General features: G+C 64.9%; 25 protein-coding genes and 1 tRNA gene. 21 read left to right on the top strand and 5 right to left on the bottom strand.

The genetic code is table 11. From position 1 onward, the window contains the following. Nucleotides 1-267: 267 nt before the first annotated feature. Together QFZ57_RS14895 and QFZ57_RS14890 are read right to left on the bottom strand one after the other, a co-directional pair. Nucleotides 268-489: a hypothetical protein gene (locus QFZ57_RS14895; RefSeq protein WP_306900758.1), complete on the bottom strand. Its 222-nt coding sequence runs from the start codon at nucleotides 487-489 to the stop codon at nucleotides 268-270. 202 nt (nucleotides 490-691) lie between these two features. Beyond that, nucleotides 692-774 (bottom strand) — tRNA-Leu (locus QFZ57_RS14890). 168 nt (nucleotides 775-942) lie between these two features. Here QFZ57_RS14890 and QFZ57_RS14885 point away from each other — a divergent pair. Then, a complete protein-coding gene (locus QFZ57_RS14885) occupies nucleotides 943-2,247 on the top strand; it encodes a M20/M25/M40 family metallo-hydrolase (RefSeq protein ID WP_306631124.1) in 1,305 nt (434 codons plus the stop codon). A gap of 11 nt (nucleotides 2,248-2,258) precedes the next feature. After that, nucleotides 2,259-3,419 (top strand): acyl-CoA dehydrogenase family protein, encoded by a 1,161-nt coding sequence (locus QFZ57_RS14880; RefSeq protein ID WP_306900756.1) that lies wholly within the window; start codon nucleotides 2,259-2,261, stop codon nucleotides 3,417-3,419. Between the two features lie 22 nt (nucleotides 3,420-3,441). Here the strand turns inward: QFZ57_RS14880 and QFZ57_RS14875 are convergent, their stop codons facing one another. Next, entirely contained in the window at nucleotides 3,442-3,675 is a 234-nt protein-coding gene (locus QFZ57_RS14875) for a DUF5703 family protein (protein ID WP_102975559.1), read from the bottom strand. A 41-nt stretch (nucleotides 3,676-3,716) separates the two neighbouring features. Here QFZ57_RS14875 and QFZ57_RS14870 point away from each other — a divergent pair, with 41 nt between their 5' ends. Continuing rightward, nucleotides 3,717-3,983: a hypothetical protein gene (locus tag QFZ57_RS14870; protein WP_306631122.1), complete on the top strand. Its 267-nt coding sequence runs from the start codon at nucleotides 3,717-3,719 to the stop codon at nucleotides 3,981-3,983. Nucleotides 3,984-4,017: 34 nt separating this feature from the next. Here the strand turns inward: QFZ57_RS14870 and QFZ57_RS14865 are convergent, their stop codons facing one another. Beyond that, a complete protein-coding gene (locus tag QFZ57_RS14865) occupies nucleotides 4,018-4,950 on the bottom strand; it encodes an aldo/keto reductase (protein ID WP_306900755.1) in 933 nt (310 codons plus the stop codon). Between the two features lie 51 nt (nucleotides 4,951-5,001). Here QFZ57_RS14865 and QFZ57_RS14860 point away from each other — a divergent pair, with 51 nt between their 5' ends. Both QFZ57_RS14860 and mshC read left to right on the top strand, forming a co-directional pair. Beyond that, nucleotides 5,002-5,835 (top strand): undecaprenyl-diphosphate phosphatase, encoded by an 834-nt coding sequence (locus tag QFZ57_RS14860; protein ID WP_306631120.1) that lies wholly within the window; start codon nucleotides 5,002-5,004, stop codon nucleotides 5,833-5,835. 15 nt (nucleotides 5,836-5,850) lie between these two features. Next, the gene (gene mshC / locus QFZ57_RS14855; RefSeq protein WP_306900754.1) at nucleotides 5,851-7,128 is read left to right on the top strand and encodes a cysteine--1-D-myo-inosityl 2-amino-2-deoxy-alpha-D-glucopyranoside ligase; all 1,278 of its coding nucleotides are present in this window, start codon (nucleotides 5,851-5,853) and stop codon (nucleotides 7,126-7,128) included. Nucleotides 7,129-7,236: 108 nt separating this feature from the next. Here the strand turns inward: mshC and QFZ57_RS14850 are convergent, their stop codons facing one another. Next, nucleotides 7,237-8,142, bottom strand: a complete 906-nt coding sequence (locus QFZ57_RS14850) for a PAC2 family protein (RefSeq protein ID WP_306631118.1) — start codon at nucleotides 8,140-8,142, stop codon at nucleotides 7,237-7,239. 150 nt (nucleotides 8,143-8,292) lie between these two features. Between QFZ57_RS14850 and QFZ57_RS14845 the strand changes: the two genes are divergently transcribed. The 16 genes from QFZ57_RS14845 to QFZ57_RS14770 all read left to right on the top strand — a co-directional run bounded on the left by QFZ57_RS14845 (nucleotide 8,293) and on the right by QFZ57_RS14770 (nucleotide 26,227). After that, nucleotides 8,293-9,024, top strand: coding sequence for an HAD family hydrolase (locus QFZ57_RS14845; protein WP_306900753.1), 732 nt, complete (start codon nucleotides 8,293-8,295; stop codon nucleotides 9,022-9,024). After that, nucleotides 9,017-10,207: a site-2 protease family protein gene (locus QFZ57_RS14840; protein WP_306900752.1), complete on the top strand. Its 1,191-nt coding sequence runs from the start codon at nucleotides 9,017-9,019 to the stop codon at nucleotides 10,205-10,207. Before QFZ57_RS14845 ends, QFZ57_RS14840 begins: the two co-directional genes overlap by 8 nt. Before the next feature lie 95 nt (nucleotides 10,208-10,302). Beyond that, nucleotides 10,303-11,367 (top strand): tRNA (adenine-N1)-methyltransferase, encoded by a 1,065-nt coding sequence (locus tag QFZ57_RS14835; RefSeq protein WP_306900751.1) that lies wholly within the window; start codon nucleotides 10,303-10,305, stop codon nucleotides 11,365-11,367. Between the two features lie 82 nt (nucleotides 11,368-11,449). Continuing rightward, nucleotides 11,450-13,201: a proteasome ATPase gene (gene arc, locus QFZ57_RS14830; protein WP_306631115.1), complete on the top strand. Its 1,752-nt coding sequence runs from the start codon at nucleotides 11,450-11,452 to the stop codon at nucleotides 13,199-13,201. Between the two features lie 50 nt (nucleotides 13,202-13,251). Beyond that, nucleotides 13,252-14,871, top strand: coding sequence for a depupylase/deamidase Dop (dop, locus tag QFZ57_RS14825; RefSeq protein WP_306632529.1), 1,620 nt, complete (start codon nucleotides 13,252-13,254; stop codon nucleotides 14,869-14,871). A gap of 85 nt (nucleotides 14,872-14,956) precedes the next feature. After that, nucleotides 14,957-15,160, top strand: coding sequence for a ubiquitin-like protein Pup (locus QFZ57_RS14820; protein WP_306900750.1), 204 nt, complete (start codon nucleotides 14,957-14,959; stop codon nucleotides 15,158-15,160). An 80-nt stretch (nucleotides 15,161-15,240) separates the two neighbouring features. Continuing rightward, entirely contained in the window at nucleotides 15,241-16,062 is an 822-nt protein-coding gene (gene prcB / locus QFZ57_RS14815) for a proteasome subunit beta (protein ID WP_306900749.1), read from the top strand. A 1-nt stretch (nucleotide 16,063) separates the two neighbouring features. Then, entirely contained in the window at nucleotides 16,064-16,774 is a 711-nt protein-coding gene (prcA, locus tag QFZ57_RS14810) for a proteasome subunit alpha (protein ID WP_306631112.1), read from the top strand. Nucleotides 16,775-16,783: 9 nt separating this feature from the next. Next, nucleotides 16,784-18,148, top strand: a complete 1,365-nt coding sequence (pafA, locus tag QFZ57_RS14805) for a Pup--protein ligase (protein WP_306900748.1) — start codon at nucleotides 16,784-16,786, stop codon at nucleotides 18,146-18,148. Between the two features lie 115 nt (nucleotides 18,149-18,263). Then, on the top strand, nucleotides 18,264-19,229 hold the full coding sequence (locus QFZ57_RS14800; protein WP_306900747.1) for an FKBP-type peptidyl-prolyl cis-trans isomerase: 966 nt from the start codon (nucleotides 18,264-18,266) through the stop codon (nucleotides 19,227-19,229). A 63-nt stretch (nucleotides 19,230-19,292) separates the two neighbouring features. Continuing rightward, the gene (locus tag QFZ57_RS14795) at nucleotides 19,293-19,688 is read left to right on the top strand and encodes an FKBP-type peptidyl-prolyl cis-trans isomerase (RefSeq protein ID WP_142121860.1); all 396 of its coding nucleotides are present in this window, start codon (nucleotides 19,293-19,295) and stop codon (nucleotides 19,686-19,688) included. A 99-nt stretch (nucleotides 19,689-19,787) separates the two neighbouring features. Further along, nucleotides 19,788-21,776: a helix-turn-helix transcriptional regulator gene (locus tag QFZ57_RS14790; RefSeq protein ID WP_306901590.1), complete on the top strand. Its 1,989-nt coding sequence runs from the start codon at nucleotides 19,788-19,790 to the stop codon at nucleotides 21,774-21,776. Between the two features lie 10 nt (nucleotides 21,777-21,786). Continuing rightward, nucleotides 21,787-22,134 (top strand): hypothetical protein, encoded by a 348-nt coding sequence (locus QFZ57_RS14785; RefSeq protein WP_306900746.1) that lies wholly within the window; start codon nucleotides 21,787-21,789, stop codon nucleotides 22,132-22,134. Nucleotides 22,135-22,166: 32 nt separating this feature from the next. Continuing rightward, nucleotides 22,167-22,439 (top strand): Sec-independent protein translocase subunit TatA, encoded by a 273-nt coding sequence (tatA, locus tag QFZ57_RS14780; RefSeq protein ID WP_306631108.1) that lies wholly within the window; start codon nucleotides 22,167-22,169, stop codon nucleotides 22,437-22,439. 48 nt (nucleotides 22,440-22,487) lie between these two features. Further along, entirely contained in the window at nucleotides 22,488-23,282 is a 795-nt protein-coding gene (tatC, locus tag QFZ57_RS14775; protein WP_306632527.1) for a twin-arginine translocase subunit TatC, read from the top strand. 20 nt (nucleotides 23,283-23,302) lie between these two features. Next, nucleotides 23,303-26,227, top strand: a complete 2,925-nt coding sequence (locus tag QFZ57_RS14770) for a DEAD/DEAH box helicase (RefSeq protein WP_306900745.1) — start codon at nucleotides 23,303-23,305, stop codon at nucleotides 26,225-26,227. Nucleotides 26,228-26,230 lie beyond the last annotated feature (3 nt).

Here is a 26,230-nt window from a genome sequence, read left to right as displayed (position 1 = left end):
TGTGTCGAAAATAGGCCGAAACTGGGGCTACAAATGAAGAATCGATCGCTGCTGAGCGTTATTGGAGCTGCCGCTTGTACTGCGGTGGCCCTGTCCATGACAGGCTGCAGCGGCGCAGCTGTCAGCCAGAACCATGGGCCCGGGAAGCGGTACACAGGAGAAGTCGACAGCTGCCCCTGAACGGAGACAGATCAGCGCCAGGGAAGCACTCCCGACAGAGGCGGAAATTAGTGAGGCGTTCGGCGAGTCCGCGACACTGGTTTCCGGTTAGCTAGTTACGGCGGCGCCGACTCCCAGACCCACCGGGATCGTGTATCCGTTCACGCTCGGTGAGAGATCGATGTGATCCTCGATCATCCGGGTGACCGTATAGATTCCACTGAAATGATCCTTGGCTGTCTTCAGAGCAGCATCAACATTGTTGCCGTGGGCGTTGAGCACGGTGCGCAAGAGTTCGGCGCTCTCCTTAGAGTCCATCATTTGACTCATGCGAGCCCTGGATCCTGGGTCGATCCACCTGGCGTAATAGGTGACGGAGCCGTCTTTACGGGGTCGTGGTTCAATGCAAGCCATGCGATTACTATGCGTCGATCCCCCTGACAGGCGTCGCACATTCGTACTAATGTGGTTGAAAACACTTCTCGCGTGGGTGAAGACACAAAAAAACCCCGGTTTCCCGGGGTTTTTCTTGTGCGCGGAGGGGGACTTGAACCCCCACCCCCTTTCGAGGACTAGCACCTCAAGCTAGCGCGTCTGCCATTCCGCCACCCGCGCAGGTGGTATTCCGGGAAGCTCTGCGCTTTTCAGCGTTTCGCGCCTCTCCGAAGCAGCGAGAAAAACTCTAACATGACTTTCCGGGAACAACGAATCGGGCCAAGTAGGTAGGCTGAGCACAGCGATTCAGCTCGTGCCAACCAGTCATTCCCTATCGAGGAGCCACCAATGCCTGACGTCCTGCCCGAGGATGAAGTTGTCCGGATCTGCCAGGAGCTCATCCGGATCGACACCTCCAACTACGGGGACGGGTCAGGGCCGGGGGAGCGGGCGGCGGCAGAATATGCCGCAGGACTCATCGAGGAAGTGGGGCTGGCGGCGGAGATCTTCGAATCCGCCCCCGGCCGGGCCAACGTCGTGACCAGGATGGCAGGGGAGGACCCCTCCGCCAGCGCCCTGGTGGTCCACGGCCACCTGGACGTCGTCCCCGCCCTGCGCGACCAGTGGTCTGTGGACCCGTTTGGCGCAGAGCTGAAGGATGGCCTCATCTGGGGCCGCGGCGCCGTCGACATGAAGGACATGGACGCCATGATTCTTTCGGTCCTGCGCAGCTTCGCCCGCGAAGGCCGGAAACCCAAACGGGACATCATCTTCGCGTTCTTTGCCGACGAGGAAGCCGGCGGCGCGTACGGCGCACGCTATGCAGTGGACAACCGCCCGGAACTTTTCGAAGGCGCCACCGAGGCCATTTCCGAGGTGGGCGGCTTCTCGGCGACGATCGGCGGGCAGCGGACCTACCTGCTGCAGACGGCGGAGAAGGGCATCTCCTGGCTCAGGCTCGTGGCGCACGGCCGGGCCGGCCACGGCTCCCAGATCAACACGGACAACGCCGTGACCCGCCTGGCGGCCGCCGTCACCCGTATTGGCGAATACAAGTGGCCGATCGAACTCACGCCCACCACCCGCCAGTTCCTCGACGGTGTGACCGAACTAACGGGCGTGGAGTTCGACGCCGACAACCCGGACCTCCTGCTCAACCAGCTTGGCACCGTGGCCCGGTTCGTCGGGGCCACCTTGCAGAACACCACCAACCCCACCCTCCTCAAGGGTGGCTACAAGCACAACGTGATCCCCGAGTCTGCCGAAGCCCTCGTTGACTGCCGCACCCTGCCGGGCCAGGAGCAGCAGGTCCTTGAGATCGTGCGCGAACTCGCCGGCAACGGCGTGGACGTCAGCTACGTCCACAATGACGTCTCGCTTGAGGTCCCCTTCGCCGGCAACCTGGTGGACTCGATGATCGACGCCCTCCACAAGGAGGACCCGGGTGCGAAGGTGCTGCCCTACACGCTTTCCGGCGGTACGGACAACAAATCCCTCAGCCGGCTGGGCATCACCGGCTACGGCTTCGCACCCCTCATGCTGCCGGACGAGCTGGACTTCACCGGCATGTTCCATGGAGTTGACGAACGTGTCCCGGCGGACTCCCTCAAGTTCGGTGCCCGGGTACTGAACACCCTGCTGACCAACTACTGAGGGGACCTGCCGTGACGCCAGAGGACCTGCTGCCGGATGAGCTCCTGGAACGCATCCGCGGCCGCGCAGCCGGCTATGACCGGGACAACGCCTTCTTCCACGAGGACCTGCAGGAGCTTGCGGCGGCACGGTACCTGAAGCTTTTCGTTCCAGCGTCCGACGGCGGCGCCGGACTTGGGCTCGAAGCGGCGGCGCAGTGCCAGCGCAGGCTGGCAACGGCCGCCCCTGCCACCGCCCTTGCCGTCAACATGCACCTGGTCTGGACCGGCGTCGCGCACGTCCTCGCTGCCCGGGGCGACCACTCGCTGGCCTTCGTCCTCAAGGAAGCCGCGCAGGGCGAGGTCTACGCGTTCGGCAACTCGGAGGCGGGCAACGACTCAGTCCTCTTCGACTCACGGACCATGGCCACACCGGAGCCGGACGGAAGCTATTCGTTCACCGGAACCAAGATCTTCACGAGTCTCTCGCCGGCTTGGACACGGCTTGGGATTTTCGGAAAAGATGCCGCGGCCCGGGACGGTGCCGGCGAATTGGTCCATGGGTTCATCAGGCGGGAAACACCCGGCTACCGGGTCCTGGACGACTGGGACACCCTGGGCATGCGGGCCAGCCAGTCCGCCACCACGGTCCTCGAAGGGGCGGCTGTCCCTGCGGACAGGATATTCCGCAAGCTGCCGGTGGGTCCCAACGCCGACCCCCTGATCTTCGCCATCTTCGCGTGCTTCGAAAGCCTCCTGGCCGCCGTCTACACAGGCTTGGGCCAACGTGCCCTGGTCCTGGGCGTGGAGGCGGCCAAGCGCCGGACCTCCCTCAAGAACGGCGGACGCAGCTACGCCCAGGATCCGGACATCCGCTGGAAGGTGGCGGACGCCGCCATGGCCATGGACAACCTGTACCCCCAGCTCACGTCCGTCACTGCCGACGTCGACGCCCTGGTTGATCACGGACCCCAGTGGTTCCCCAAACTGGTGGGCCTGAAAATGAATGCCACCGAAACGGCACGGCGCGTGGTGGACCTCGCCATTCGTGTCAGTGGAGGATCCAGCTACTTCAGGGGATCAGAGCTGGAAAGGCTCTACCGGGACGTACTCGCCGGGATGTTCCACCCGTCCGACGACGAATCAGCACACAACACGGTGGCCAACGCCTGGCTGGGCCCGCTCGAAAACTAGACGGTCCTCTGGACCCTGTTGCTCAGACGGTCCTTTGGACCTGCATCACCCGGCGCCGCAGCCAAAAGCGCCTGCCGCCGCCCACGTAGAGCTTGCTGCGTTCCAGTTCCCACTTGCCGTATTCGGAGTGTTCCACCAGGCGGCGGCGCGCCTCCGGCAAGGAATCCTCAGGGCTGACGGTCAGCACGAGGTACTCGTACTGCCGCAGATAATCCCGCTCCCGCTGGACCGAGCTGGTGAGAAATTGTTCCTTCATTTGCTCTCCATTTTCGTCCTTTTTCCGGCTAACGTGAAGTCATGAGCATCGATCCGCGTGTCGCGCTTTCGTCCCTGACCACCGCTTTGGAAGAACACCTTATAGCAGCATCGAACCGTCGCGGGGACGGTGACCCTTCCGTCGAAGCAGCGTTTTTCGCAGTAGCCGATGCCTTCGAGGTTTACGAGGACGCGCTCTACGAGTCCTACAACGAAGTAACACCGCTGCAGGTCTTTGACGACGAGGACGAAGAGGACGAGGTAGCCGACGTGGACGAGGACGAGGACCTGGAAATCGTCGAGGAATAGCGGCGGCCGTGGAAGCCGGCAACGACCGGCAGCCTTAGGCTGCGGATACATCCTCCAGGGCCCGTGCAATCTGCGGCGGGAGGGGAGCCTGCTGGCCATCCAGGATTTCCTTCAATTGCACCGGAGTGCGGGCCCCAACGATGGCCGAGGCAACTCCCTGCTGTGACAGCAGCCATGAAAGTGCGACGTCCTGCGGTGTCCGGCCCAGCCCGTTGGCCGCCATGCACACCGCATCCACGATGCGCGACGGCTTCTCCTCCAGATAAGGCTCCACGTAAGTGGCTTCGCCGGCCGACGCCCCCCGCGACCCGGCGGGGATGCTGCCCCGGTATTTCCCGGTGAGGACCCCGCGGCCCAGCGGAGCCCAGGCCATCAGGCCAAGCCCTGCATCCTCAATGGCCGGGAGGAGTTCCGCCTCCGCTGTCCTGTTAAGGAATGAATATTCGGCTTGGACAGCCACCAGCGGCACGCTGCTGATGGCCGCGGCCTTCGCCGCCTGCCAGCCCTTGAAGTTCGAAATCCCGGCGTACCGCGCCCGCCCGGTGCGGACAGCGAATTCCAGCGCGGCCAGCGTTTCCTCGAGGGGAACGTTGCCGTCCCACGCCTCGGCGAACCAGAGGTCCACATAGTCCGTGCCCAGCCGTGCCAGGCTCGCGTCAAGTCCGGTGAGCATCGCGCTGCGTGACGTGTCCACCGCACGGCGCCCGTCCGGCGTCGTCATCCCCGCTTTAGTGGAGATGGAAATCTCGGGGCGGGACACCACATCACCCAGGAGCGAGCCAAGGATCGCCTCCGAACCGCCGCCCGCGTATGAAGCCGATGTATCCACGTGCCGGCCGCCCGCATCAAGGAAGGTACGCAGCAACTCGGACGCGTCCTGCTCATCAGTTTCCCCGCCCCAGGACCGGGTGCCCAGGGAAAGGGCTGAAACTCGCAATCCACTGTTGCCGACGTAACGCTGCTGCATAGCAGCAAGCTTACGGGCAGATGCCCTGCTGCCATGCCGTAGGGTCTTAGCGTGAACTGGTTTGAGGCGGCCCTGCTGGGCCTAGTGCAGGGACTGACCGAATTTCTACCTATTTCATCGAGTGCACACCTGCGGATCGTGGGCGAATTCCTCCCCAACGCGGAGGACCCGGGGGCGGCCTTTACCGCCATCACCCAGCTCGGCACGGAAACCGCGGTGCTGATCTTTTTCTGGCGCGACATTGTCCGCATCGTCAAAGCCTGGGCAGGCTCCCTTACCGGCAAGGTGCCGCGGCAGGATCCTGACGTCCGGATGGGCTGGCTGGTGATTCTGGGCAGCCTTCCCATCATCGTTTTGGGCCTGCTCTTCCAGGACCAGATCGAATCAGTGCTCCGCAGCATGTGGATCGTCGCCACCATGCTGATCGTTTTCGGCCTCATCCTCGCTGTCGCGGACGCCGTGGGAGCCCAAAAGCGGGACCTGGCCCACCTGACCTACAAGCACGGCATCTTCTACGGCCTGGCACAGGCCCTGGCCTTGATTCCCGGCGTCTCCCGCTCCGGCGGCACCATTACGGCAGGCCTGCTAATGGGCTACACCCGTGAAGCCGCCGCGCGGTACTCGTTCCTGCTGGCCATCCCCGCGGTCTTCGGCAGCGGGCTGTACCAGCTCTACAAGGTGGTCACCAAGGACGGCATCTCCGGACCGTTCGGCCTGCCGGAAACCGCCCTTGCCACCGTGATCGCACTGGTGGTGGGCTACGTCATCATCGGCTGGTTCCTGAAGTTCGTATCCACTCGCAGCTACCGGCTCTTTGTCTGGTACCGGATCTTCCTGGGGCTGGCCCTGTACCTCCTGCTCGGTTTCGGCGTCATCAGCGCCTAGGACTAGGCTTGGCTTGTGAAATCCTGGACTTCCCGCCCCGTTCCTGCCCTACCCGGAAACATTCCCGCCATCCGGCTGTTCGATACCGCGGCAGGCCGCGAAGTGGCGCTGGAACGGGAAGCCCGGCCGTCCATGTACGTCTGCGGCATCACCCCGTACGACGCCACCCACATGGGCCACGCGGCCAGCTATGTGGCCTTTGACCTGCTGAACCGGGCGTGGCGGGACGCCGGCAGCGAGGTGTCCTACGTGCAAAACGTTACGGACGTGGATGACCCCCTGCTGGAGCGCGCCACCGCCACCGGCGTCGACTGGCGCGACCTCGCCGCGGAGCAGGTGGAACTCTTCCAAACAGATATGGAAGCGCTGAACGTCCTTGCGCCGGACCACTATGTTGGCGCTGTCGAGTCGATCGGCCTGATCGTGCCCGAGGTGGAGCGGCTGGTCAGCATGGGCCTGGCGTACCAGGTGGCCGGCACCAACGGTGAACCTGACGGCGACGTCTATTACGACGTCGAAGCTGCCGGCAAGCAGTCGACGGCACCCGGCGCCTGGGCCCTGGGAAGCATTTCCCACCTGGGCGAAAGCGCCATGCTGGAGCTTTTCGCGGAGCGTGGCGGGGACCCCGGCCGCGCCGGGAAGCGGCAGGCTCTTGACCCGTTGCTGTGGCGGGTGGAACGGCAGGGCGAACCCAGCTGGCCTGGTGGGAGCCTGGGGGCGGGCAGGCCCGGCTGGCACATCGAATGCACCGTCATTGCCCAGAAGTACCTGCCGTCGCCCTTCACCGTGCAGGGCGGCGGGTCGGACCTGGTCTTCCCGCACCACGAGATGGGTGCCGGCCACGCGTACTCCTTGGCCGGGGTGCCGCTTGCCCGGCACTACGCACACGCTGGCATGGTGGGGCTCGACGGGGAAAAGATGAGCAAGTCCAAGGGCAACCTGGTGCTGGTCTCCAAGCTTCGCGCCGCCGGGGAGGACCCGGCAGCGATCCGCATGGCCATCCTGGCCCACCACTACCGTTCGGATTGGTCCTGGACGGACGAAGGCTTCACGGCTGCCAAGGCAGACCTCGCGGCATGGCGGAAGGCCCTCGACCACGCGCCCGAAGGTTCAGGCCAGGCGCTGCTGGCCGAAATGCGGGAGGCGCTGGCAGCCGACCTCAATGCGCCGGCGGCCGTTGCCGCTGTATCGCGCTGGGCACGGTCCGCGAACGACGGCGGTGCTGCCGCCAGCCCCGGTGACCGCACCCTGGTCAAGGACGCGGTGGACGCCCTCCTGGGCATTCGGCTCTAAGGCATTCGGCTCCAGGGCTTTCGCTTCGCCTCCACGAGGCAAACCAAAGGGGCCTGGCCCGGATTCCTCCAGGCCAGGCCCCTTCCCGCTAGCGTCGCCCGGTACATGTCAGGGCCGGTCCTGCCCCCGCCGCTTCAGGTACCGCTCAAATTCGCGGGCAATCGACTCGCCGCTGGCTTCAGGCAGGTCCGCGGTGTCCTTTGCTTCCTCCAGCTGCCGGACGTAGGCGGCAATTTCCGGGTCCTCGGTGGCCAGCTCGTCCACGCCCCGTTCCCAGGCGTCCGCTTCCTCCGCCAGTTCATGGGTGTCCAGGGGCACCTGCAGCAGCTCTTCGATGCGGTGCAAAAGGGCAAGCTGGGCTTTGGGGGAGGGAGCCTGGGCCACGTAATGCGGCACGGCGGCCCACAGGGACACGGTGGGGATCCCTGCCAGCAGTGCCACCTCTGACAGGACGCCCACGATGCCAACGGGGCCTTCGTACTGCGAGGCTTCCAGGTTCATGCGTTCCCGCAGTGGAGCGTCATCGGACGAAGTGCTCACCGGAATCGGCCGGCTGTGTGGAACGTCTGCCAGCAGCGCACCTACCAGCACCACGTAGTCCACGTTCAGCGCCTCGGCGTGGACCAGCAGCTCCGCAGTGTAGGCACGCCATTTATAGGACGGTTCCGTGCCCTGCACAAAGATGACATCCACGTTGGAATTCGGTGCGCTGGCTTTGTAAATCCGCGTGGAAGGCCATTTGATCTTGCGTTCACCGGCAGAGTTCCTGCGGACCGTGGGGCGCGTGAACTGGAAGTCGTAATACTCGTCAGCATCGATGGATGCCACTTTCTTGCCGCCCCACAACTTGTTCAGGTACCGCAGCGAATCGCTGGCCGCTTCTCCGGCGTCGTTCCACCCTTCAAAGGCGGCAAGCATTACGGTTACGCGTTGTCCGTCAGCCACCGGCTGCAGGAAGCGTTCCCGCTCGGGTCCGGCACCCTGTTCGGCGGTGTCTCCCTCGAAGCTATTCATTTCTTCACCCTACGTCCAAGGTGCGCACTCGTGCATGGAATGAAGCGCCGCAAATCCCCGGTAACCGGCACAAAGGGCACCGGCCTGCGTCATATTCGCCAAGGGCGTAGCCCACAGCCTCCGCCCAGCCGTGCCCCGTAGACTGGCCTCATGCGATCTCCTGCCGCCGGTTCCCCGCTCAAAGCCGTCCTTTGGGACATGGACGGGACCATCGTGGACACCGAGCCATACTGGATTGCCGCCGAACATGCCTTGGTGGAGGCCCATGGCGGCACCTGGAGCCACGACCAGGCAATGCAGCTGGTGGGCCAATCACTGACGTTCTCCGCGGGCCTGCTCCAGCAGGCCGGCGTCCAGCTCGAAATCCGCGAGATCATCGATTCCCTGACGGCCCGGGTCATCAGCAGCGTCCAGCAGCAGGTGCCTTGGCGCCCCGGCGCCCGTGAACTCCTCGAGGAACTGCACCTGGCAGGCGTGCGGTGCGCCCTGGTCACTATGTCCGAGGGGCCGTTGGCCCGCGAGGTCGTCTCCAGCCTTCCCCGGCCGTACTTCGAAGTCCTGGTCACCGGCGACACCGTGACCCGGGGCAAGCCACACCCGGAGGCGTACCTGACCGCCGTCGAGCTGCTGCAGGAAAGCGATCCTGACCTGGGAATCCACCACTGCGTAGCCCTTGAGGACTCCGTACCGGGAGTAGCTGCGGCCGTAGCCTCCGGCGTTGCCACCGTGGCTGTCCCGCACATCGTTCCTCTGCCGGACGACGGCAGCTACGCGCTCTGGGACTCACTGTCCGGCCGCAGCATGGCGGAGCTTGAAGCCCTGCTCCTGCGGACGGATGCAACGGAGCCGGCCACCACTTCCGCTGGTGACTCCCGTGGCTGAACCGGGCAGTCAACGCGGCACCGAAACCGGCGCCCGGGTCCGCCGGGAAGGCATCCCGCTGGGACGCATCGCCGGCGTTCCCATCGTTCTTGCCTACTCGTGGTTTGTGATCGCCGCCTTCACCGTCATCGCCTACGGGCCGGTGTTGGCGCGAAACAACCCCGCGCTGGGCATGAGCGCCTATATCGTGGCCTTCGCCTACGCCGTCCTGTTGCTCATCTCGGTGCTTGTCCACGAACTCGCCCACGCCCTGACCGCGAAAATCTACGGGTGGCCCACCCAAAAGATCGTCCTCAACCTTTGGGGCGGGCACACCCAGTTCGAGAGCTTCACAGCTTCCCCCGGCCGATCCGTCCTGGTGGCGCTGGCCGGGCCTGCCGCCAATTTCGTCCTCGCCGGCGGCGCCTGGCTGGTGCTTGGCACCAACAGTCTTGGAAGTGTCGCCGAGATCCTGACGAACATCTTCATGTGGGCGAACTTCCTCATCGGAGTCTTCAACGTATTGCCGGGCCTGCCGCTGGATGGGGGCCGGTTGGTCGAGTCCATCGTGTGGAAAGCCACGGGCAGCCAGGCGAAAGGAACCGTGGCTGCCGGCTGGGGCGGCCGGATCATCGTCCTGGCCATCGCCTACTGGTTCCTCCTTCGGCCGTACCTCGCCGGCGACCAGCCTGACTTCAGCCTCCTCATGATCACCGTCCTGGTGGGCGGATTCCTTTGGATGGGCGCTTCAGCTTCCATCCAGCAGGGCACACTGCGGGGACGGCTGCCGCTCGTCAGCGCAGCGGGATTATCGACGCCGGCCGTGGGGTTGCCTGCCAGCGGCACTGTCCGCGACGCCCTGCGCCTTGCAGCTGCCGGAACAAGAACCGTGGTGGTGTGCGGACCTGACGGCCGGCCCCAGGGCGTGGTGGACCCCGACGCCCTGGCCTCGGTACCCGGTGCCGCGGCCGAGACGACCCCCGTCACCGCCATTTCGTTCCCCCTGGCTGCAGGTGCATACGTTCCTGAGTGGTCCAAAGGGCAGGAGCTGATCCAGTTTCTGTCCCAGCTTGAGGGACGCCACTACGCCGTGGTTGACCACAACGGCTCAGTCACCGGACTGCTGACCCAGGACGCTGTCCTGGCGGCCATCACCGGGAAGCGCCAGCGCAACGATAAGTACCCGCAGGGCCAGAACCGGTAGAGTTACCTGCCGGTCGTGCATTGCCGCCATAAAAGCCACAATGTCCCTGGGGACTTTGGCCGCGGCACAAAAGGTTTACAGGAGCGAGGAAAATCATGAGCAGCGAAACTGCCGTCAACGACGCCAGGGGAACAGCGCAGGCCGGTGCTGCCGCCAGCGGCTCGCAGCCGGTGGGAGCTGCCCGTCGCCGCGGGCCCTTCCGGGAGGGCGAGCGTGTCCAGCTCACCGATGAACGCGGCCGCATGAACACCATCACGCTTGAACGCGGTGGCGCCTTCCACACCCACCGCGGCTTCTTGAACCACGACGAGATCATCGGCAAGGTGGACGGCTCCGTTGTGGTGAACAACGTCGGCCAGCAGTACCAGACACTGCGCCCGCTGCTCTCCGACTTCGTGCTTTCCATGCCCCGCGGTGCCGCCGTGGTCTATCCCAAGGACGCCGGCCAGATCGTCACCATGGCGGACATCTTCCCCGGGGCACGCGTGGTGGAGGCCGGCGTCGGCTCCGGTGCCCTGTCCATCTCCCTGCTCCGGGCCGTGGGGGACAACGGCTACCTGCACTCCTTTGAGCGGCGCGAAGAGTTTGCGGACATTGCCCGCGGCAATGTGGAGACCATCTTCGGCGGCCCGCATCCCGCCTGGCAGATTTCCCTCGGCGACTTCCAGGAGGAAGTGGTCAAGGCTGAGGAGCCCGGCTCCGTGGACCGCGTGGTCCTGGACATGCTGGCCCCCTGGGAATGCCTCGATGCCGTCGCCACTGTACTTGCCCCTGGCGGCGTCTGGATCAACTACGTTGCCACGGTCACCCAGCTCTCCCGGACGGCGGAGGCGATCCGCGCAGATGGCCGCTTCACCGAACCTGATGCCTGGGAATCACTGGTCCGCGGCTGGCACCTGGAGGGACTCGCCGTCCGGCCGGACCACCGCATGGTGGCCCACACCGGTTTCCTGCTGGTCACCCGACGGCTCGCCGACGGCGTCACCGGCATCTCAGTCAAGCGCCGGCCGTCCAAGACCGAATTCAACGAAGAGGATGTGAATGCCTGGACCCCTGGCGCTGTGGGGGAGCGGGCGGTGTCAGACAAGAAGCTGCGGCGCGCGGCCAGGGACGCCATCGCGGGAACGAACGTGGTGGACAATCCGGAGGTTACGAACTAGTCCATATTTCGGGAGTCTCCATCCCTACCCGGCGTCTTGGGGCTAATGTCTTAAGAGAAGCGCAGGAAGGGGCTGATACATCATGGAGACACCAAACCAGGACTCCGGACGTACACCGGCAGAGCAGTCTGCCGCCAACGACCTCTCGGTTGCTGACCGCCAGGTCAACATACTTCGGGACAAGCTCAGGCATATCGACCGCCAGTTGGCAGCGGCAACGCAAAACAACTCCAAGTTGGTCAGCATGCTGGAGGCTGCCAAGGCTGAGATCCTCCGGCTGAAAAACGCCCTGGACCAGGAGGGGCAGCCACCGTACAGCTTCGGGACCATCCTGCAGATCAATCCAAAACGGCAGCCTTCCCCCGGAAACAGCGGCCAGGCCGCCACGGAGGAATCCGTGGACATCTTCAACGCGGGGCGGAAGATGCGCGTGGGCATCAGCCCGCTCGTGAACATCAACCAACTCGCGGTAGGGCAAGAGGTACTGCTCAATGAGGCCCTCCTGATCGTTGCGGGACTCGGCTATGAGCGCGCAGGCGAGCTTGCCACCCTGAAGGAGATGCTGGGGCGGGACCGGGCCCTGGTGGTTGGCCGGGCCGACGAGGAACGCGTGGTCCGGCTTTCCGGCGCACTCCAGGCCGAGAAGCTGCGGGTTGGCGACGCGCTCTCCGTGGATTCCCGAACCGGGTACGCGCTGGAGAAAGTACCGCGCTCCGAGGTGGAGAACCTGGTCCTCGAAGAAGTTCCGGACATCACGTACGAGGACATCGGCGGCCTTGGCCCCCAGATCGAGCAGATCCGTGACGCCGTCGAACTGCCGTTCCTGCACCCTGACCTGTACCGCGAGCATGGCCTGAAGGCCCCCAAGGGCATCCTGCTGTACGGTCCTCCGGGCTGCGGCAAGACCCTGATCGCCAAGGCCGTTGCCAACTCCCTGGCTGCCCGCGCCGCGGAACGGTCCGGGAACGTGGACCTGAAGAGCTATTTCCTGAACATCAAGGGGCCCGAACTCCTTGACAAGTACGTGGGCGAAACCGAGCGGCACATCCGCCTGATTTTCTCCCGCGCCCGCGAAAAGGCCTCTGACGGCAGCCCGGTGGTGGTGTTCTTCGACGAAATGGATTCGCTGTTCCGCACCCGCGGCACCGGTATCTCGTCCGACGTCGAAACCACCATCGTGCCCCAGCTCCTCAGTGAGATCGACGGCGTGGAACGCCTGGACAATGTCATCGTCATCGGTGCATCCAACCGCGAGGACATGATCGATCCCGCCATCCTCCGGCCCGGCCGGCTGGACGTGAAGGTCAAGATCCAGCGGCCCGACGCGGAAGCCGCCGCAGACATCTTCAACAAATACATCACGACGGACCTGCCGTTCCACGAATCGGACCTCGCCGAACACAACGGTGACGTCCAGGCCACCGTTGACGCCATGGTCCAGCGCACCGTGGAAGCCATGTACTCCACGGACAAGTCCAACGAGTTCCTTGAGGTCACCTACGCCAACGGCGACACCGAAATGCTGTACTTCAAAGATTTCAATTCCGGCGCCGTGGTGCAGAACGTGGTGGACCGGGCCAAGAAGTACGCCATCAAGGACCTGCTGACCACGCACCAAAAGGGGCTCCGGATCGAGCACCTGCTCCGCGCCGTGGTGGACGAATTCCGTGAACACGAGGATATGCCGAACACCACCAACCCTGACGACTGGGCACGCATTTCCGGAAAGAAGGGCGAACGGATTACCTATATCCGCACCATCGTCCAGGGCAAGGCCGGCCAGGAACCGGGCAAGTCCATCGAGACGATGCCCACCACGGGACAGTATCTGTGACGGGTGCAAAGGGACCCGCCGCCGGGGAAGCACTCCCCGTCGGCGGAGCGATGCGGGTCATGGGCGCGGAAACCGAATACGGCATCCACGCCCCATCCGCCCCCTCGGCCAATGCCACAATGATGAGCGCCAGGGTGGTTCAGGCCTACGCCCAGGTCACCAGGCAGCGGGCAGCCGGCGGGGCCGAGACCCGCTGGGACTATACAGATGAAGAGCCGCTGCACGATGCCCGGGGCTGGACCGTGGACCGCGGCGCTGCACACCCCACCCAGCTGACCGACCAGCCACCGGTGCTCGACGCAGAGGCGGTGGCGCTGGCCTACGGCCGCGAGGAACTCGAACTGGACGGCCAGGACGAGTCGGGAACCCTGCTGATGAACATGGTCCTTGGCAACGGTGCCCGGCTGTACGTTGACCACGCGCACCCGGAGTACTCAAGCCCCGAGGTCACCAACCCGCGGGACGCGGTGGCCTGGGACGCTGCCGGCGACCTGGTGGGGCTGGCCGCCATGCGCCGGCTGGCCGCAGACCCGGCCCTCCCGCCAGTCAACCTCTACAAGAACAACACGGACAACAAGTCCGTTTCGTATGGTTCGCACGAGAACTACCTCATGCCCCGTTCGGTCCCTTTTGGGGATATCGTGCGTGGGCTAACGCCGTTCTTCGTCAGCCGCCAGGTAGTGTGCGGAGCCGGCAGGCTGGGCATAGGGCAGGACAGTTCCACCCCCGGCTTCCAGATCAGCCAGCGGGCCGACTTCTTCGAAGCCGAAGTGGGCCTGGAAACCACCATCCGCAGGCCCATAATTAACACCCGGGACGAGCCCCACTCCACCGCCGACAAGTACCGGCGCCTCCACGTGATCATCGGTGATGCCAATCTCAGCCAGGTGTCCAACTACCTCAAGTTCGGTACCACGGCGATGGTCCTGAGCCTCATCGAGGCTGGCCTGGCCCCCAAAATCGAGGTTTACGAGCCCGTCGCGGCGCTCAAGACGGTCAGCCACGATACCTCGCTCACTGCACAGTTGCGTCTGCTGGATGGAAGGCGGGTCACGGCCCTGGACCTTCAGTGGATGTACCACGAGGCCGCCGCCAAACTCGCCCAGGACACCGGCGTGGGTGATGCCGTGGACGGCGACGGACATACCCATGAAGTGCTGGAACGGTGGGCCTCCGTTCTCACCCAACTGGACAGTGACAGGGCCGCCGCGGCCACCTCCGTGGAATGGCTGGCGAAACTCACCCTGCTTGATGGCTACCGCCAGCGCGACGGACTGGAATGGAGCGATGCCCGGCTGGCCCTGGTGGATCTCCAGTGGGCCGATATCAGGCCGGAGAAGGGTCTCTACTACCGTCTGCTGTCCAGGAACCGGATGCAGCGGGTGGTGGAGGATGCCGCCATCGCCGCTGCCGTAGCGGAGCCCCCGGCCGACACCCGGGCCTTCTTCCGTGGAAAGTGCATCAGCAGCTTTGGCAAGGATGTGGTGGGGGCAAGCTGGGATTCCGTCATCTTCGACGTGCCGGGCTACGGACGGCTTCAGCGGGTCCCCACCAGGGAACCCCTGAGGGGAACCAAAGCCCTGACCGGAGCGTTGTTCGAGCGCTACCGGGAAGCGGGACCATTCCTCGGGGAACTGCTGGGGCATAACAGCACTCCGCCTGCGGCGTAAACCGCGCCGGAACGCCCGTCCCGTGGCAGGATGGGCATATCAGGGGATCCGCCGGATCCCCTGGAAGTAACAGGGAGGGATAACAATGGCAGGCCAGGAGCAGCAGCAGCCGCAGTCACGAGACACCCAGGTCGAGGACGACATTCCCGAGGCACCCCCGGCACCGCCCGAGGCCCAGGCTTCGGCTTCGACCGAAGGCGTGGACGACCTGCTGGACGAAATCGACGGTGTCCTGGAATCCAACGCCGAAGAGTTCGTCCGGGCGTTCGTCCAAAAGGGCGGCCAGTAACCCGGACCCGGAGGGTGGCGGAAGCCGCGGACGGCCGGAATCTGTACCGACGTTGAAGTACCACGTTCAAGGAGTGATGAGTGCAGGAATCAACCGCCAACCAGGTAGCCGCCAACGCCACCTCGTCCTTTACCGAGCACCTGCAACGGGACCGGCCCGAACTACTGCCCTTCAGCCGGTCCCTCCAGGGTGGTGCGTCCGGGGCTGCCCCGCTGCAGGTTCCACACGCCACCACCATTGTTGCCATGAGTTACGGCGGCGGTGTCCTGATGGCGGGGGACCGGCGGGCCACCATGGGAAACATCATTGCCAGCAGGCACATTGAAAAGGTTTTTCCGGCAGACCACTTCTCCGTCCTTGGCATTGCAGGAACAGCCGGCATAGCGATTGACCTGACCCGGCTCTTCCAGGTTGAACTCGAGCACTACGAAAAAATTGAAGGAACCCAGCTCAGCCTCGAGGGCAAAGCCAACCGGCTGGGGGCCATGATCCGGGGCAACCTTCCGATGGCCCTGCAGGGCCTTGCGGTGGTGCCCCTCTTCGCAGGCTTCGACACCAGTGCCGGTGTGGGCCGGCTGTTCTCCTATGACGTCACCGGGGGCAGGTACGAGGAACACGAACACCACACCGTGGGCTCCGGCTCCGTCTTCGCACGCGGAGCGCTGAAAAAACTGTGGCGGCCCAACCTCAGCGCAGCCGATGCGCTGTCCGTCGCCGTGGAATCCCTTTACGACGCCGCTGACGACGATTCCGCAACGGGCGGTCCTGATACCGTCCGGCAGCTGTGGCCTGTGGTTTATACCGTGGACAGAACGGGAGCCCGCCGGGTCCCGGACGCTGAACTGGCGGCAGCTTCCCGCGCCGTGATCGAAGCGCGCACCATCGCCGGACGGGAGGCCTGACATGACCCAGCAGTTCTATGTCTCGCCCGAACAGCTGATGAAGGACCGCGCGGATTTCGCACGGAAAGGCATCGCCCGCGGCAGGTCAGTGGTGGTCATCAGTTGCGCCGACGGCATCGCACTCGTGGCCGAGAATCCCTCGCCGTCCCTGCATAAAATCGGCGAGATCTACGACAAAATCGCGTTCGCCGCTGTAGGCAAGTACAACGAATTCGAAAGCCTGCGCCAGGCCGGCGTCCGCTACGCCGACGTCCGGGGATACTCCTATGACCGTGAGGATGTGACCGCCCGCGGCCTGGCGAGTGTCTACGCGCAAAGCCTGGGCGCCGTCTTCACGGCGGAGCAGAAGCCGTTCGAGGTGGAACTGGCAGTAGCCGAAGTGGGCCCCGACCAGGCAGAAGACCACCTGTACCGGCTGACCTTCGACGGCTCGATCGCCGACGAGCACAGTTTTGTGGTCATGGGCGGCCAGGCAGACAAAGTCTCGTCAGCCATCGAGGCGGGATGGCAGGCGTCGCTGGGCTTCGCCGACGCTGTCCGGCTGGCACTGAAGGGACTTACGCCCGCCCAGGAGGGGGACCAGCCTGCAGCACCGTCGCCGCCGGGTGCACTCGAAGTTGCAGTTCTGGACAGACGTTCCGAAAGCTCCCGCGGCTCACGGCGTGCCTTCCGCAGGCTGAACGACGCGGACATCACAGCACTGCTGGCCTAGGAGGACCACATGGACAAGAGAATCTTCGGCATCGAAACCGAGTTCGGGATCTCTTACTCAAGCCCCGATTCGAGGCCGCTTGCTCCGGAAGAGGTGGCGCGGTACCTCTTCCGGAAGGTGGTCAGCTGGGGTCGTTCGTCCAACGTGTTCCTCACCAACGGTTCGCGGCTGTACCTCGACGTCGGGTCGCACCCCGAATACGCCACCGCCGAATGCGACGACCTCGCCCAGCTGATCGCCCATGACCGTGCGGGTGAGCTCATCCTTGATGACCTGGTGGACGAGGCCCAGGCCAGGCTGGCGGCTGAAGGCTTCAACGGCACCGTGTATCTGTTCAAGAACAACACCGACTCCGCGGGTAATTCGTACGGCAGCCACGAGAACTACCTCATTCCCCGGCGCGGGGAGTTTTCCCGGCTGGCGGAAATCCTGATCCCGTTCCTGGTCACCCGCCAGCTCATCGCCGGAGCCGGGAAGATCCTGAAGACGCCGCATGGGGCCACCTATGCGTTCTCCCAGCGCGCCGACCACATCTGGGAGGGCGTCTCGTCCGCCACCACGCGGTCACGGCCCATCATCAACACCCGCGACGAGCCGCACGCGGACGCGGAGTTCTACCGCCGGTTGCACGTCATCGTGGGGGACTCGAACATGTCCGAAGCGACCGCTTTGATGAAAATCGGCACCGTGGACCTGGTCCTTCGGATGATCGAGGCGGGCGTAATCATGCGCGACATGCGGATGGAAAACCCCATCCGCAGTATCCGGGAGATCTCCCATGACCTCAGTGGCCGGGCGCTGGTCCGCCTGGCCAATGGGCGTCAACTCACTGCCCTGGAAATCCAGCAGGAATACCTGACCAAGGTCACCGCCTTCGTCAAGGAGCACGGAGCCCACAACCCGCACGTGCCGCTGATCCTCGATCTGTGGGAGCGGACGCTCCATGCAATCGAATCCGGTGACTTCAGGGGAATTGACACTGAAATCGACTGGGCCATCAAGAAGAAGCTGATGGACAACTACCGCGAACGCCACGGCCTGGGCCTGGACGCGCCGCGCATTGCCCAGCTGGACCTCACGTACCACGACATTTCCCGCAGCCGGGGGCTTTTCTACCTGCTGCAGTCCCGCAGCGCGGTGCGACGGATCGTTGACGACACTGTCATCAAGGGAGCAGTGGATGCGCCGCCGCAAACCACCCGCGCCAAGCTGCGGGGCGACTTTGTCCGCCGCGCACAGGAACTGGGGCGTGATTACACGGTGGACTGGGTGCACCTGAAACTGAACGACCGCGCCCACCAGACCATCCTGTGCAAGGATCCCTTCCGCAGCGTCGATGAGCGCGTCGATGCGCTTCTCGACTCTATGGGCTGACGTCCAGCTTCAGGGTCTATTCTGGATAAGGTCCTTTTAACGGGACCTTTGCACGGCACTTTCTGCTGCTATGCGGAATGTCGTATCCACCCTGCCCCGACGAAAGTTTTTCTACGTGCGCCGACTACTAGCAATCCTCCTTCCCGGCCTGCTGCTCCTGACCGCCTGCGGAGGTACAACCTCCCAGCCGGAGCCCAGCAGCCAGTCCGCCGGGGACGTTGCGAAGCTCGACTCCCTCAAGCTCACCGACAACGGTGACAAGAAAGCTCCCGGCGTTGAATTCGATAAGCCGCTCGAAGTAGCAGAACCCACAATCAAGATGATCAATGAGGGTTCCGGGGACGTCCTTAAGCCAAACCAAGTGACCAATCTGGCGTTCCTGGATCTCAACGGCGCCGATGGGTCCGTCCTCCAGGACACCTTTGCTGCGGAACCCCAGTCCTTTTCACTCGATGACACACTCAAGACCAGCAATCCGCTTGTCTACAACGCCTTGGTAGGCGCAAAAGTAGGCTCCACTCTCGCACTGGTCATACCCGGGCAGCCGGCTGTCCCAAGTACCAGCCCCTCCGAAAGCGCCAGCCCGAGTGCAAGTGCAGCGGCGTCCCAGCCAGCCGAGCTGCTGATCATCAAGGTACTCTCCGCTTCCGATCCCACCCCGGTGCTGGACAAGCCCCAGGGTGAAACCGTGACGCCTCCGGCCGGGTTGCCCACCGTGACGGAAAAGGACGGCGTACCGGAAATCAACGTTGCGGGTGCAGCAGCCCCCACTTCCCTCGTGTCCCAGGACCTGATCAAGGGTACCGGCGCCACTGTCAAGGCGTCCGACACCCTGACCGTCAACTACGTGGGCGTCAACCTCGACGGCGGCACCAAGTTCGATTCCAGCTTCGACCGCGGCCAGCCGGCCACCTTCCCGCTCTCCGGTGTCATCAAAGGCTGGACCCAGGGCCTCACCGGTAAGACCGTCGGCTCGCGTGTCCTCCTGGTCATCCCCAAGGACCTGGCCTACGGCGACGCCGGCCAGGGCGAGGCAAAGGGCGACCTGGTCTTCGTAGTGGACATCCTCGGGGTCAAGTAGCAAGACTTACAGGGACGCCGCGCCCTCCGCGGCACCCATCAGCACTCACGCATAGGAGCAAGCATGTCGTTTGGACAGCGGGAATTCGACCGCCAGAAGCCCGAGATCGATTTTCCGGAAGGCGACGTCCCCACGGAACTCGTCATCACCGATCTCATCGAGGGTGACGGCCGGGAAGCCCAGGCAGGGGACACCGTCTCCACCCACTACGTCGGCGTCGCCTGGTCCACGGGCGAGGAATTCGACGCCTCCTGGGGCCGCGGCGCCCCGCTGGACTTCCGGGTCGGCGTCGGCCAGGTCATCCAGGGCTGGGACCAGGGCCTGCTGGGCATGAAGGTGGGCGGCCGCCGCCGCCTGGAGATCCCCTCCGAGCTGGCCTATGGCTCGCGCGGTGCCGGCGGAGCGATTGCCCCCAACGAGGCACTGATCTTCGTCGTGGACCTCGTAGCCGTCCGCTGACCAGCCAAAGGCACCCGGAGCGCGGCAGTACGGGAGGATATTCCTCCCGTACTGCCGCGCTTTCTGCTTTCACCGGAGGAGTTTAGTAACGTAACCATGGTGTCCGCATCCCGCACTGAACGCCTCCTCAACCTGCTGATTGCGCTTCTCAACACCCGCTACGGGCTGCACCGCAGCGAGCTGCGCGACAAGGTCTACCACGACACCTCCGGCAACGACGTCGCTTTCGGACGGATGTTCGAGCGGGACAAGAATGACCTGCGGGAAATGGGCTTCGACGTTGAGACGCTGACGGATATGGGCTGGAGCGAGGACGACCCGGCCACTACCAGATACCGCATCGGCAAGGAGTCCAACAGGCTCCCGGACGTCCAGCTGGGACCCGAGGAATGGACTGTCCTCCTGCTGGCCTCCCAGCTCTGGGAGCGCGCGGCACTGGGGACCGCCGCCCAAAGCGCACTCCGCAAGCTCCAGGCGTCCGGAAGGATGACGGAGGTGCAGCTGCCGGCCGGGGTCCAGCCACGGATCAAACCTGCGGGACAGGCCTTCGACGACATCGTGGCCGCCATGCACGCCCGGCATCCGGTCACCTTCACGTATCTCGCCGGCAGTACCGGCAAAGAGGAAGAACGTACTGTAGAGCCCTGGGGCCTGGGCAGCCGGTTCGGCCAGTGGTACCTCATGGGCTACGACCGGGCGCGGAAGGCAGCCCGGCATTTCCGGCTGTCCCGCATCACCAGTGCCGTGACCACCCTGGCGAGGGAGCAGTACACGCCGCCCACGGACTTCAGCATCCGCGCTGAACTCGACAGGCTGCCGGAACTGCCGCTGCGCACCGCCGTCGTGGACGTAAGGAAGGGGCACCTGCTGGACCTGCGCCGTCGTGCCGTCCAAGACACCGGGGAGCAGGCCCGGGGCGCGCCAGGCGAGGGCTGGGACCGGCTCATCCTGGAGTACCGGGACCCGGAGGTGCTCGCCGAAGAGCTTGCGTCCTATGGGCCCAATGCCCTGGCAGTGGAACCAGCCGAACTCGCCGTGGCCGTGCGCCGCCGCCTGCAGGCCGCAGCCGGGTTCAGCGACGCTCCTGTCCCCGCCTACACTTTCGCCGTGGCTGCCCGTCCCCGGTCGGCCCGGAAGGGGACCTCCGAGGACCAGCTCAAACGCATGCTGCAGCTGGTTCCCTTCCTGGTCCACAACCAGGGCCTGCACATCCGGGACGTGGCGCACCACTTCGGCGTCACCCGGGAAGAGCTTGAGGCCGACCTGCGGATCCTCATTTGCTCCGGCCTGCCCGAGGGTTATCCGGACGACCTGCTCGACATCCAGTGGGAGGACGACCACGTCTTCATAACCCAGGACCTTGACCTGAAGAAGCCGGTCCGCTTTACCGTGGCGGAGGCATGTGCACTTCTGACCGGTCTTGAAACGCTCAACGGCCTGCCGGACCTCCCGGGCGGCGGTGCGCTGGAATCGGTGACCTTGAAGCTCCTGGCGGCCGCCGGCGAGGAAGGACTCCGTGCTGCCTCCATCGCCGGGCCGCAGGTCGCCCCTGCCGATGCCGCAACCCATGCCACGGTGCGCCAGGCCATCGAGTCCCGCTCGCAGCTCCACCTGACCTACCTGTCGCCCCAGCGCGACGCCGTCACCGAACGCGACGTGGACCCGCTGCGGCTGTATTCCCTGGACAACACCTGGTACTTCGAAGCCTGGTGCCACCTGGTGGACGGGCTGCGGAACTTCCGCCTGGACCGGATACAGGACGTGCACCCGAACGGCGCTCCCGCCGGCCCCCACGTGGCACCGGAGGGCGGGGTCCCGGCCAAGCTTTTCACCGCGAACGACGACGACACGACCGTCACGGTCCAGCTCACCCGGCAGGGGAGGGGACTGGCGGAGGACTATTACGCGGAGCGCACCGCGGAGTTGCCCGACGGCGGCCTGGTGGCCGAGATCCGGTTCGGCAACACGGCGTGGCTGCCGATGTTCGTGGCCCAGCACGGCGGTTCAGCCAGGATCCTCGTCCCCGTGGAGCTGGCTGACGCCGCGCGGGACTGGCTTGCGGCCTCGCTGGACAATTACGACCGATAGACTTCTCAACATGCCTTGGTGGTCCTGGATTCTCATATGGGTGGCGCTTGTCGCAGTGGCCCTGCTGTTCTATGTCCTGCTGGGCATCCGTCTCTTCCGCCAGTTCATGGCAACGGTGAAGGACCTCAGCGCCGCCGGGGCGAAGCTGGGGCACTTGAACCCCGTCGAAATGCCGGAGGAAACCGCGGATCCTTCACGGGCCCTGCCAGGCGCAGCCGTTTTTGCCTCACCCGCCGTCATGCGACATGATTACGAGGCATCCAAATCGGCCCGGCGCGAAGAACGCCGCCGCCGGCGAGTGCAGCGCAAAAAGGACCGGGACCAGCCGCAGGCGCTCGGAGATCTCGACTTCACATAGAAGTAGGATGTACTTAGAGGAAAGGAATTCCCGTGGGAAGACTCTTTGATGGCCCCTGGCCGATCGTAATCATCATCGTTGTTGCTTTGCTTCTCTTCGCCGCCCCCAAGCTTCCGGCCATGGCCCGCAGCCTGGGCCAGTCCATGCGGATCATCAAGTCCGAGGTCAAGGAAATGAAGAACGACGGCAAGGCTGACTCCACCGACGCAACCGGTCCGGTGGAAGGCACCATCGTGAACCACCCCAAGGCGAAGCCCGGTGAGCCGACAGACGGCACTGACGTTCCGCCGTCGACGCGCGCCTGACCTCCCGTGGCACTGTCGCGGGCCCGTAAAGCCAATCCCGAGGGGCGGATGTCGCTTTGGGAGCACCTCAAGGAGCTGAAGAACCGGCTGATCAAGTCGGCGATCGGCGTCGTCATTGGCGGCATTGGGGGCTGGATACTTTACGATCCGCTGCTGAAGGCCCTGGCCGAACCGGTCAACCGTATTTCCAATGAGACCGGCGGCCTTGCGGCCATCAACTTCGGGACCATCGCCTCACCCTTCGACTTCAAGCTCCAGATGTCGCTCCTCATCGGGGCGGTCATTTCCAGCCCCATCTGGATTTACCAGCTCTGGGCCTTCATCACCCCGGGGCTGACGTCCAAGGAACGGCGCTACACGCTGGGCTACATGGCGGCTGCCGTCCCGCTGTTCCTCGCAGGAATCTGGGTGGGCTGGCTTGTGGTGCCGCAGGTGGTCCACGCGCTGACCCAGTTCACCCCGGCCGGCTCCTCCAGCGTCATCGACGCCCGGACGTACATCGAGTTCGTCACACGCATGGTGCTCATGCTGGGTCTGGCCTTCCTGGTCCCCGTGGTGCTGGTAGGCATCAATATGGCCGGGATCATCTCCGGCCGCACAATCCTCAAGGCCTGGCGCATCACAGTCTTCCTGGTCTTCGTCCTGGCTGCCATTGCCGCGCCGGGTGCGGACGCGATTTCGATGTTCATGCTGGCCGGGCCACTGCTGGTGCTTTTCTTCGCGGCGATCGGCATCTGCCTCATGAACGACAAGCGCCGCGACCGCCGCCAGGCCCGGCAGGTCGCGGAAACCGAGGCCACCGCGGACGTCGCAACCCCGAACAGTGAACTCAAGAAGCTCTAGCCTGCCATTAGGCTTGGGGTATGTCCTCCACCACCGGACCCTTCTCCGCCGGCCCCATCGATCCTGAAGAAATGTCGCCGGCCGAGAGATACCGTGCCAGCGCCGAGCGCCGGGCCGAGGCCGCCACGTATCTCGGGGCGTTTACCCGGACCCTGGAATTCGAGCTCGATGATTTTCAACGGCAGGCATGCCGTTCCCTGCAGGAAGGCAGGGGAGTCCTGGTCGCTGCCCCCACCGGTGCCGGCAAGACCATTGTGGGGGAGTTCGCTATCTACCTCGCGCTGCAGCGGGGCTTGAAAGCCTTCTACACCACGCCCATCAAGGCGCTCAGCAACCAGAAGTTCAGCGAACTCACCGAAAAGTACGGCGCGGACAGCGTGGGGCTCCTGACCGGGGACACCAGCATCAACGGTGACGCTCAGGTGGTGGTTATGACCACCGAAGTCCTGCGGAACATGCTGTACGCGGATTCGGCCACGCTGGGCGACCTCGGCTACGTGGTGATGGACGAGGTCCATTACCTCGCGGACCGGTTCCGTGGTGCAGTCTGGGAAGAAGTCATTATCCACCTCCCCAGCGAGGTCCAGGTTGCTTCCCTGAGTGCAACCGTTTCCAACGCCGAGGAATTCGGGGCCTGGCTGGACACCGTCCGCGGCGACACCGACATCATCGTTTCCGAGCACAGGCCGGTGCCACTGTGGCAGCACGTCATGGTGGGCCGCCAAATCATGGACCTGTTCGCCGGGGAAACCACCTTCGATGAAATCGCCCCGCCCGTTGAGGAAGACAGCCAGCAACCGTCCCCGTCCGGCAAGTCCCGCGACAGCGCCAAGGGGCGCGGCTTCGACGTCAACCCGGACCTGCTGGCAGTGGCCCAGAGCGAAATCCGGCAAAGCTTCCGAAGCAGGCCCGGACCCGGGGGCCGGGGCCAGCGTGGCCGCCGCGGAAACGACCGCCCCGCCCGTGGCGTGGAGCCGACCGGGGTGCGGCGCGCCAGCCGTCCCCAGGTAATCGCCAGCCTCGACCGGATGGACCTGCTGCCTGCCATCACGTTCATTTTCTCCCGCGCCGGCTGTGAGGCAGCCGTCGCCCAGTGCGTTGCATCCGGCCTCTGGCTCACCACCGAGAAAGAGCAGCGGATCATTGCCCAGCGCGTTGACGAGGCGGGGCACGACATCCCGCCGGACGATCTGGATGTCCTGGGTTTTTGGACCTGGCGTGACGGACTGCTTCGAGGCTTTGCCGCCCACCACGCCGGCATGCTGCCGACATTCAAGGAAGTCGTCGAGAAACTGTTCGCCGATGGCCTGGTCAAGGCGGTCTTCGCCACGGAGACCCTCGCCCTGGGCGTGAACATGCCTGCCCGTTCGGTAGTGCTGGAAAAGCTGGACAAGTTCAACGGCGAAGCCCATGTGGACATCACTGCGGGCGAGTACACCCAGCTGACCGGCCGCGCAGGGCGGCGCGGGATCGACGTTGAAGGCCACGCCGTCGTGCTTTGGCAGCCGGGTACGGACCCGACGGCGGTGGCCGGGCTGGCATCGCGGCGCACCTACCCGCTGAACTCCAGTTTCCGGCCCACCTACAACATGAGCATCAACCTGCTGGCGCAGTTTGGCCGGGTCAGGGCGCGCGAGATCCTCGAGTCCTCCTTTGCCCAGTTCCAGGCGGACCGTTCCGTGGTGGGCCTGGCCAGGCAGGTGCGGAGCCGCGAGGAATCCCTTGCCGGGTATGCAAAGTCCATGACCTGCCATCTGGGTGACTTCACGGAGTACGCCCGGCTGCGCCGGGAGCTGTCCGACGCAGAGAACGCCACTTCCCGCACCAAGTCCCGCGTCCGGAAATCCCTGAACGATGACTCCCTGGCGCGGCTCCTGCCCGGCGATGTGGTCAACGTGCCCGGCGGGCGCGCCCCGGGGCCCGCCGTCGTCCTCAGCTCGGACCACACCAGCCGGGAACCACGGCCGGCCGTGCTGACGCTGGACAACCAGCTGCGAAGGATCGGCACCGACGACCTTGAAGGTCCCATCGCGCCCGTTACCAGGATCCGCATCCCCAAGTCCTTCAACGCCAAGGTACCCAAATCGCGCAGGGACCTTGCATCGTCGGTGCGGAACGCGCTCCGTGAGAACCGCCCGCCCGCCCCGGGCCAGAACCGTAACCACGATTTCGGCCGCGCCGCGGCACTGCCCAACCAGGAAAAGCGGATCGCCGAACTGCGCCGGGCTCTGAAGGCCCACCCCTGCCACGGGTGCAGCGAACGCGAGGACCACGCACGGTGGTCTGAGCGCTGGTGGAAACTGCGCCGTGAAACGGACGGCCTGGTCCGCCAGATCCAGGGCCGCACCAACACCATCGCCAAGACCTTCGACCGGGTCTGCGACGTCCTGTCTACCTACGGCTACCTTGAAGTCGCGGGAGACGGCCGGCTGAACATCAGCGCGGATGGCCAGCGGCTCCGCAGGATTTACGGCGAGAAGGACCTGTTGATCTCCCAGTCCCTGCGGCTGGGCGCATTCGATGACCTCGACGCCGCCGAAGTGGCCGCACTGGCGAGCGTGCTGGTCTACCAGGCCAAACGCGAAGACCGGGGCCTGCGCCCGCGCATGCCCAGCGTCTCCCTGGAGACCTCCGTGGACATCGTGGTCAGGGAGTGGTCCGCCCTTGAGGACGTGGAAGAGGAAAACAAGCTTCCCCTGACGGGCGAGCCGGAGCTGGGACTTGTCTGGCCGCTGTACAAATGGGCCCGCGGGCGCCATTTGCAGGACGTTCTCAGCGGCACCGATCTTGCCGCCGGCGATTTTGTCCGCTGGGTCAAGCAGGTGGTGGACCTCCTGGATCAGCTTGCCAAGATCCCCGGCCTCGACCCACGGCTGGCACGGCTGTGTGCCGAAGCGATCAACCTCATCCGCCGCGGCGTCGTGGCCTATTCGTCCGTTCTCTAGTTC

This window comes from Arthrobacter sp. B1I2, assembly GCF_030816485.1.
GTDB lineage: Bacteria > Actinomycetota > Actinomycetes > Actinomycetales > Micrococcaceae > Arthrobacter.
The sequence above is the reverse complement of the archived record's forward strand: the minus strand, read 5'-3'. Positions and strand labels throughout refer to the sequence as shown.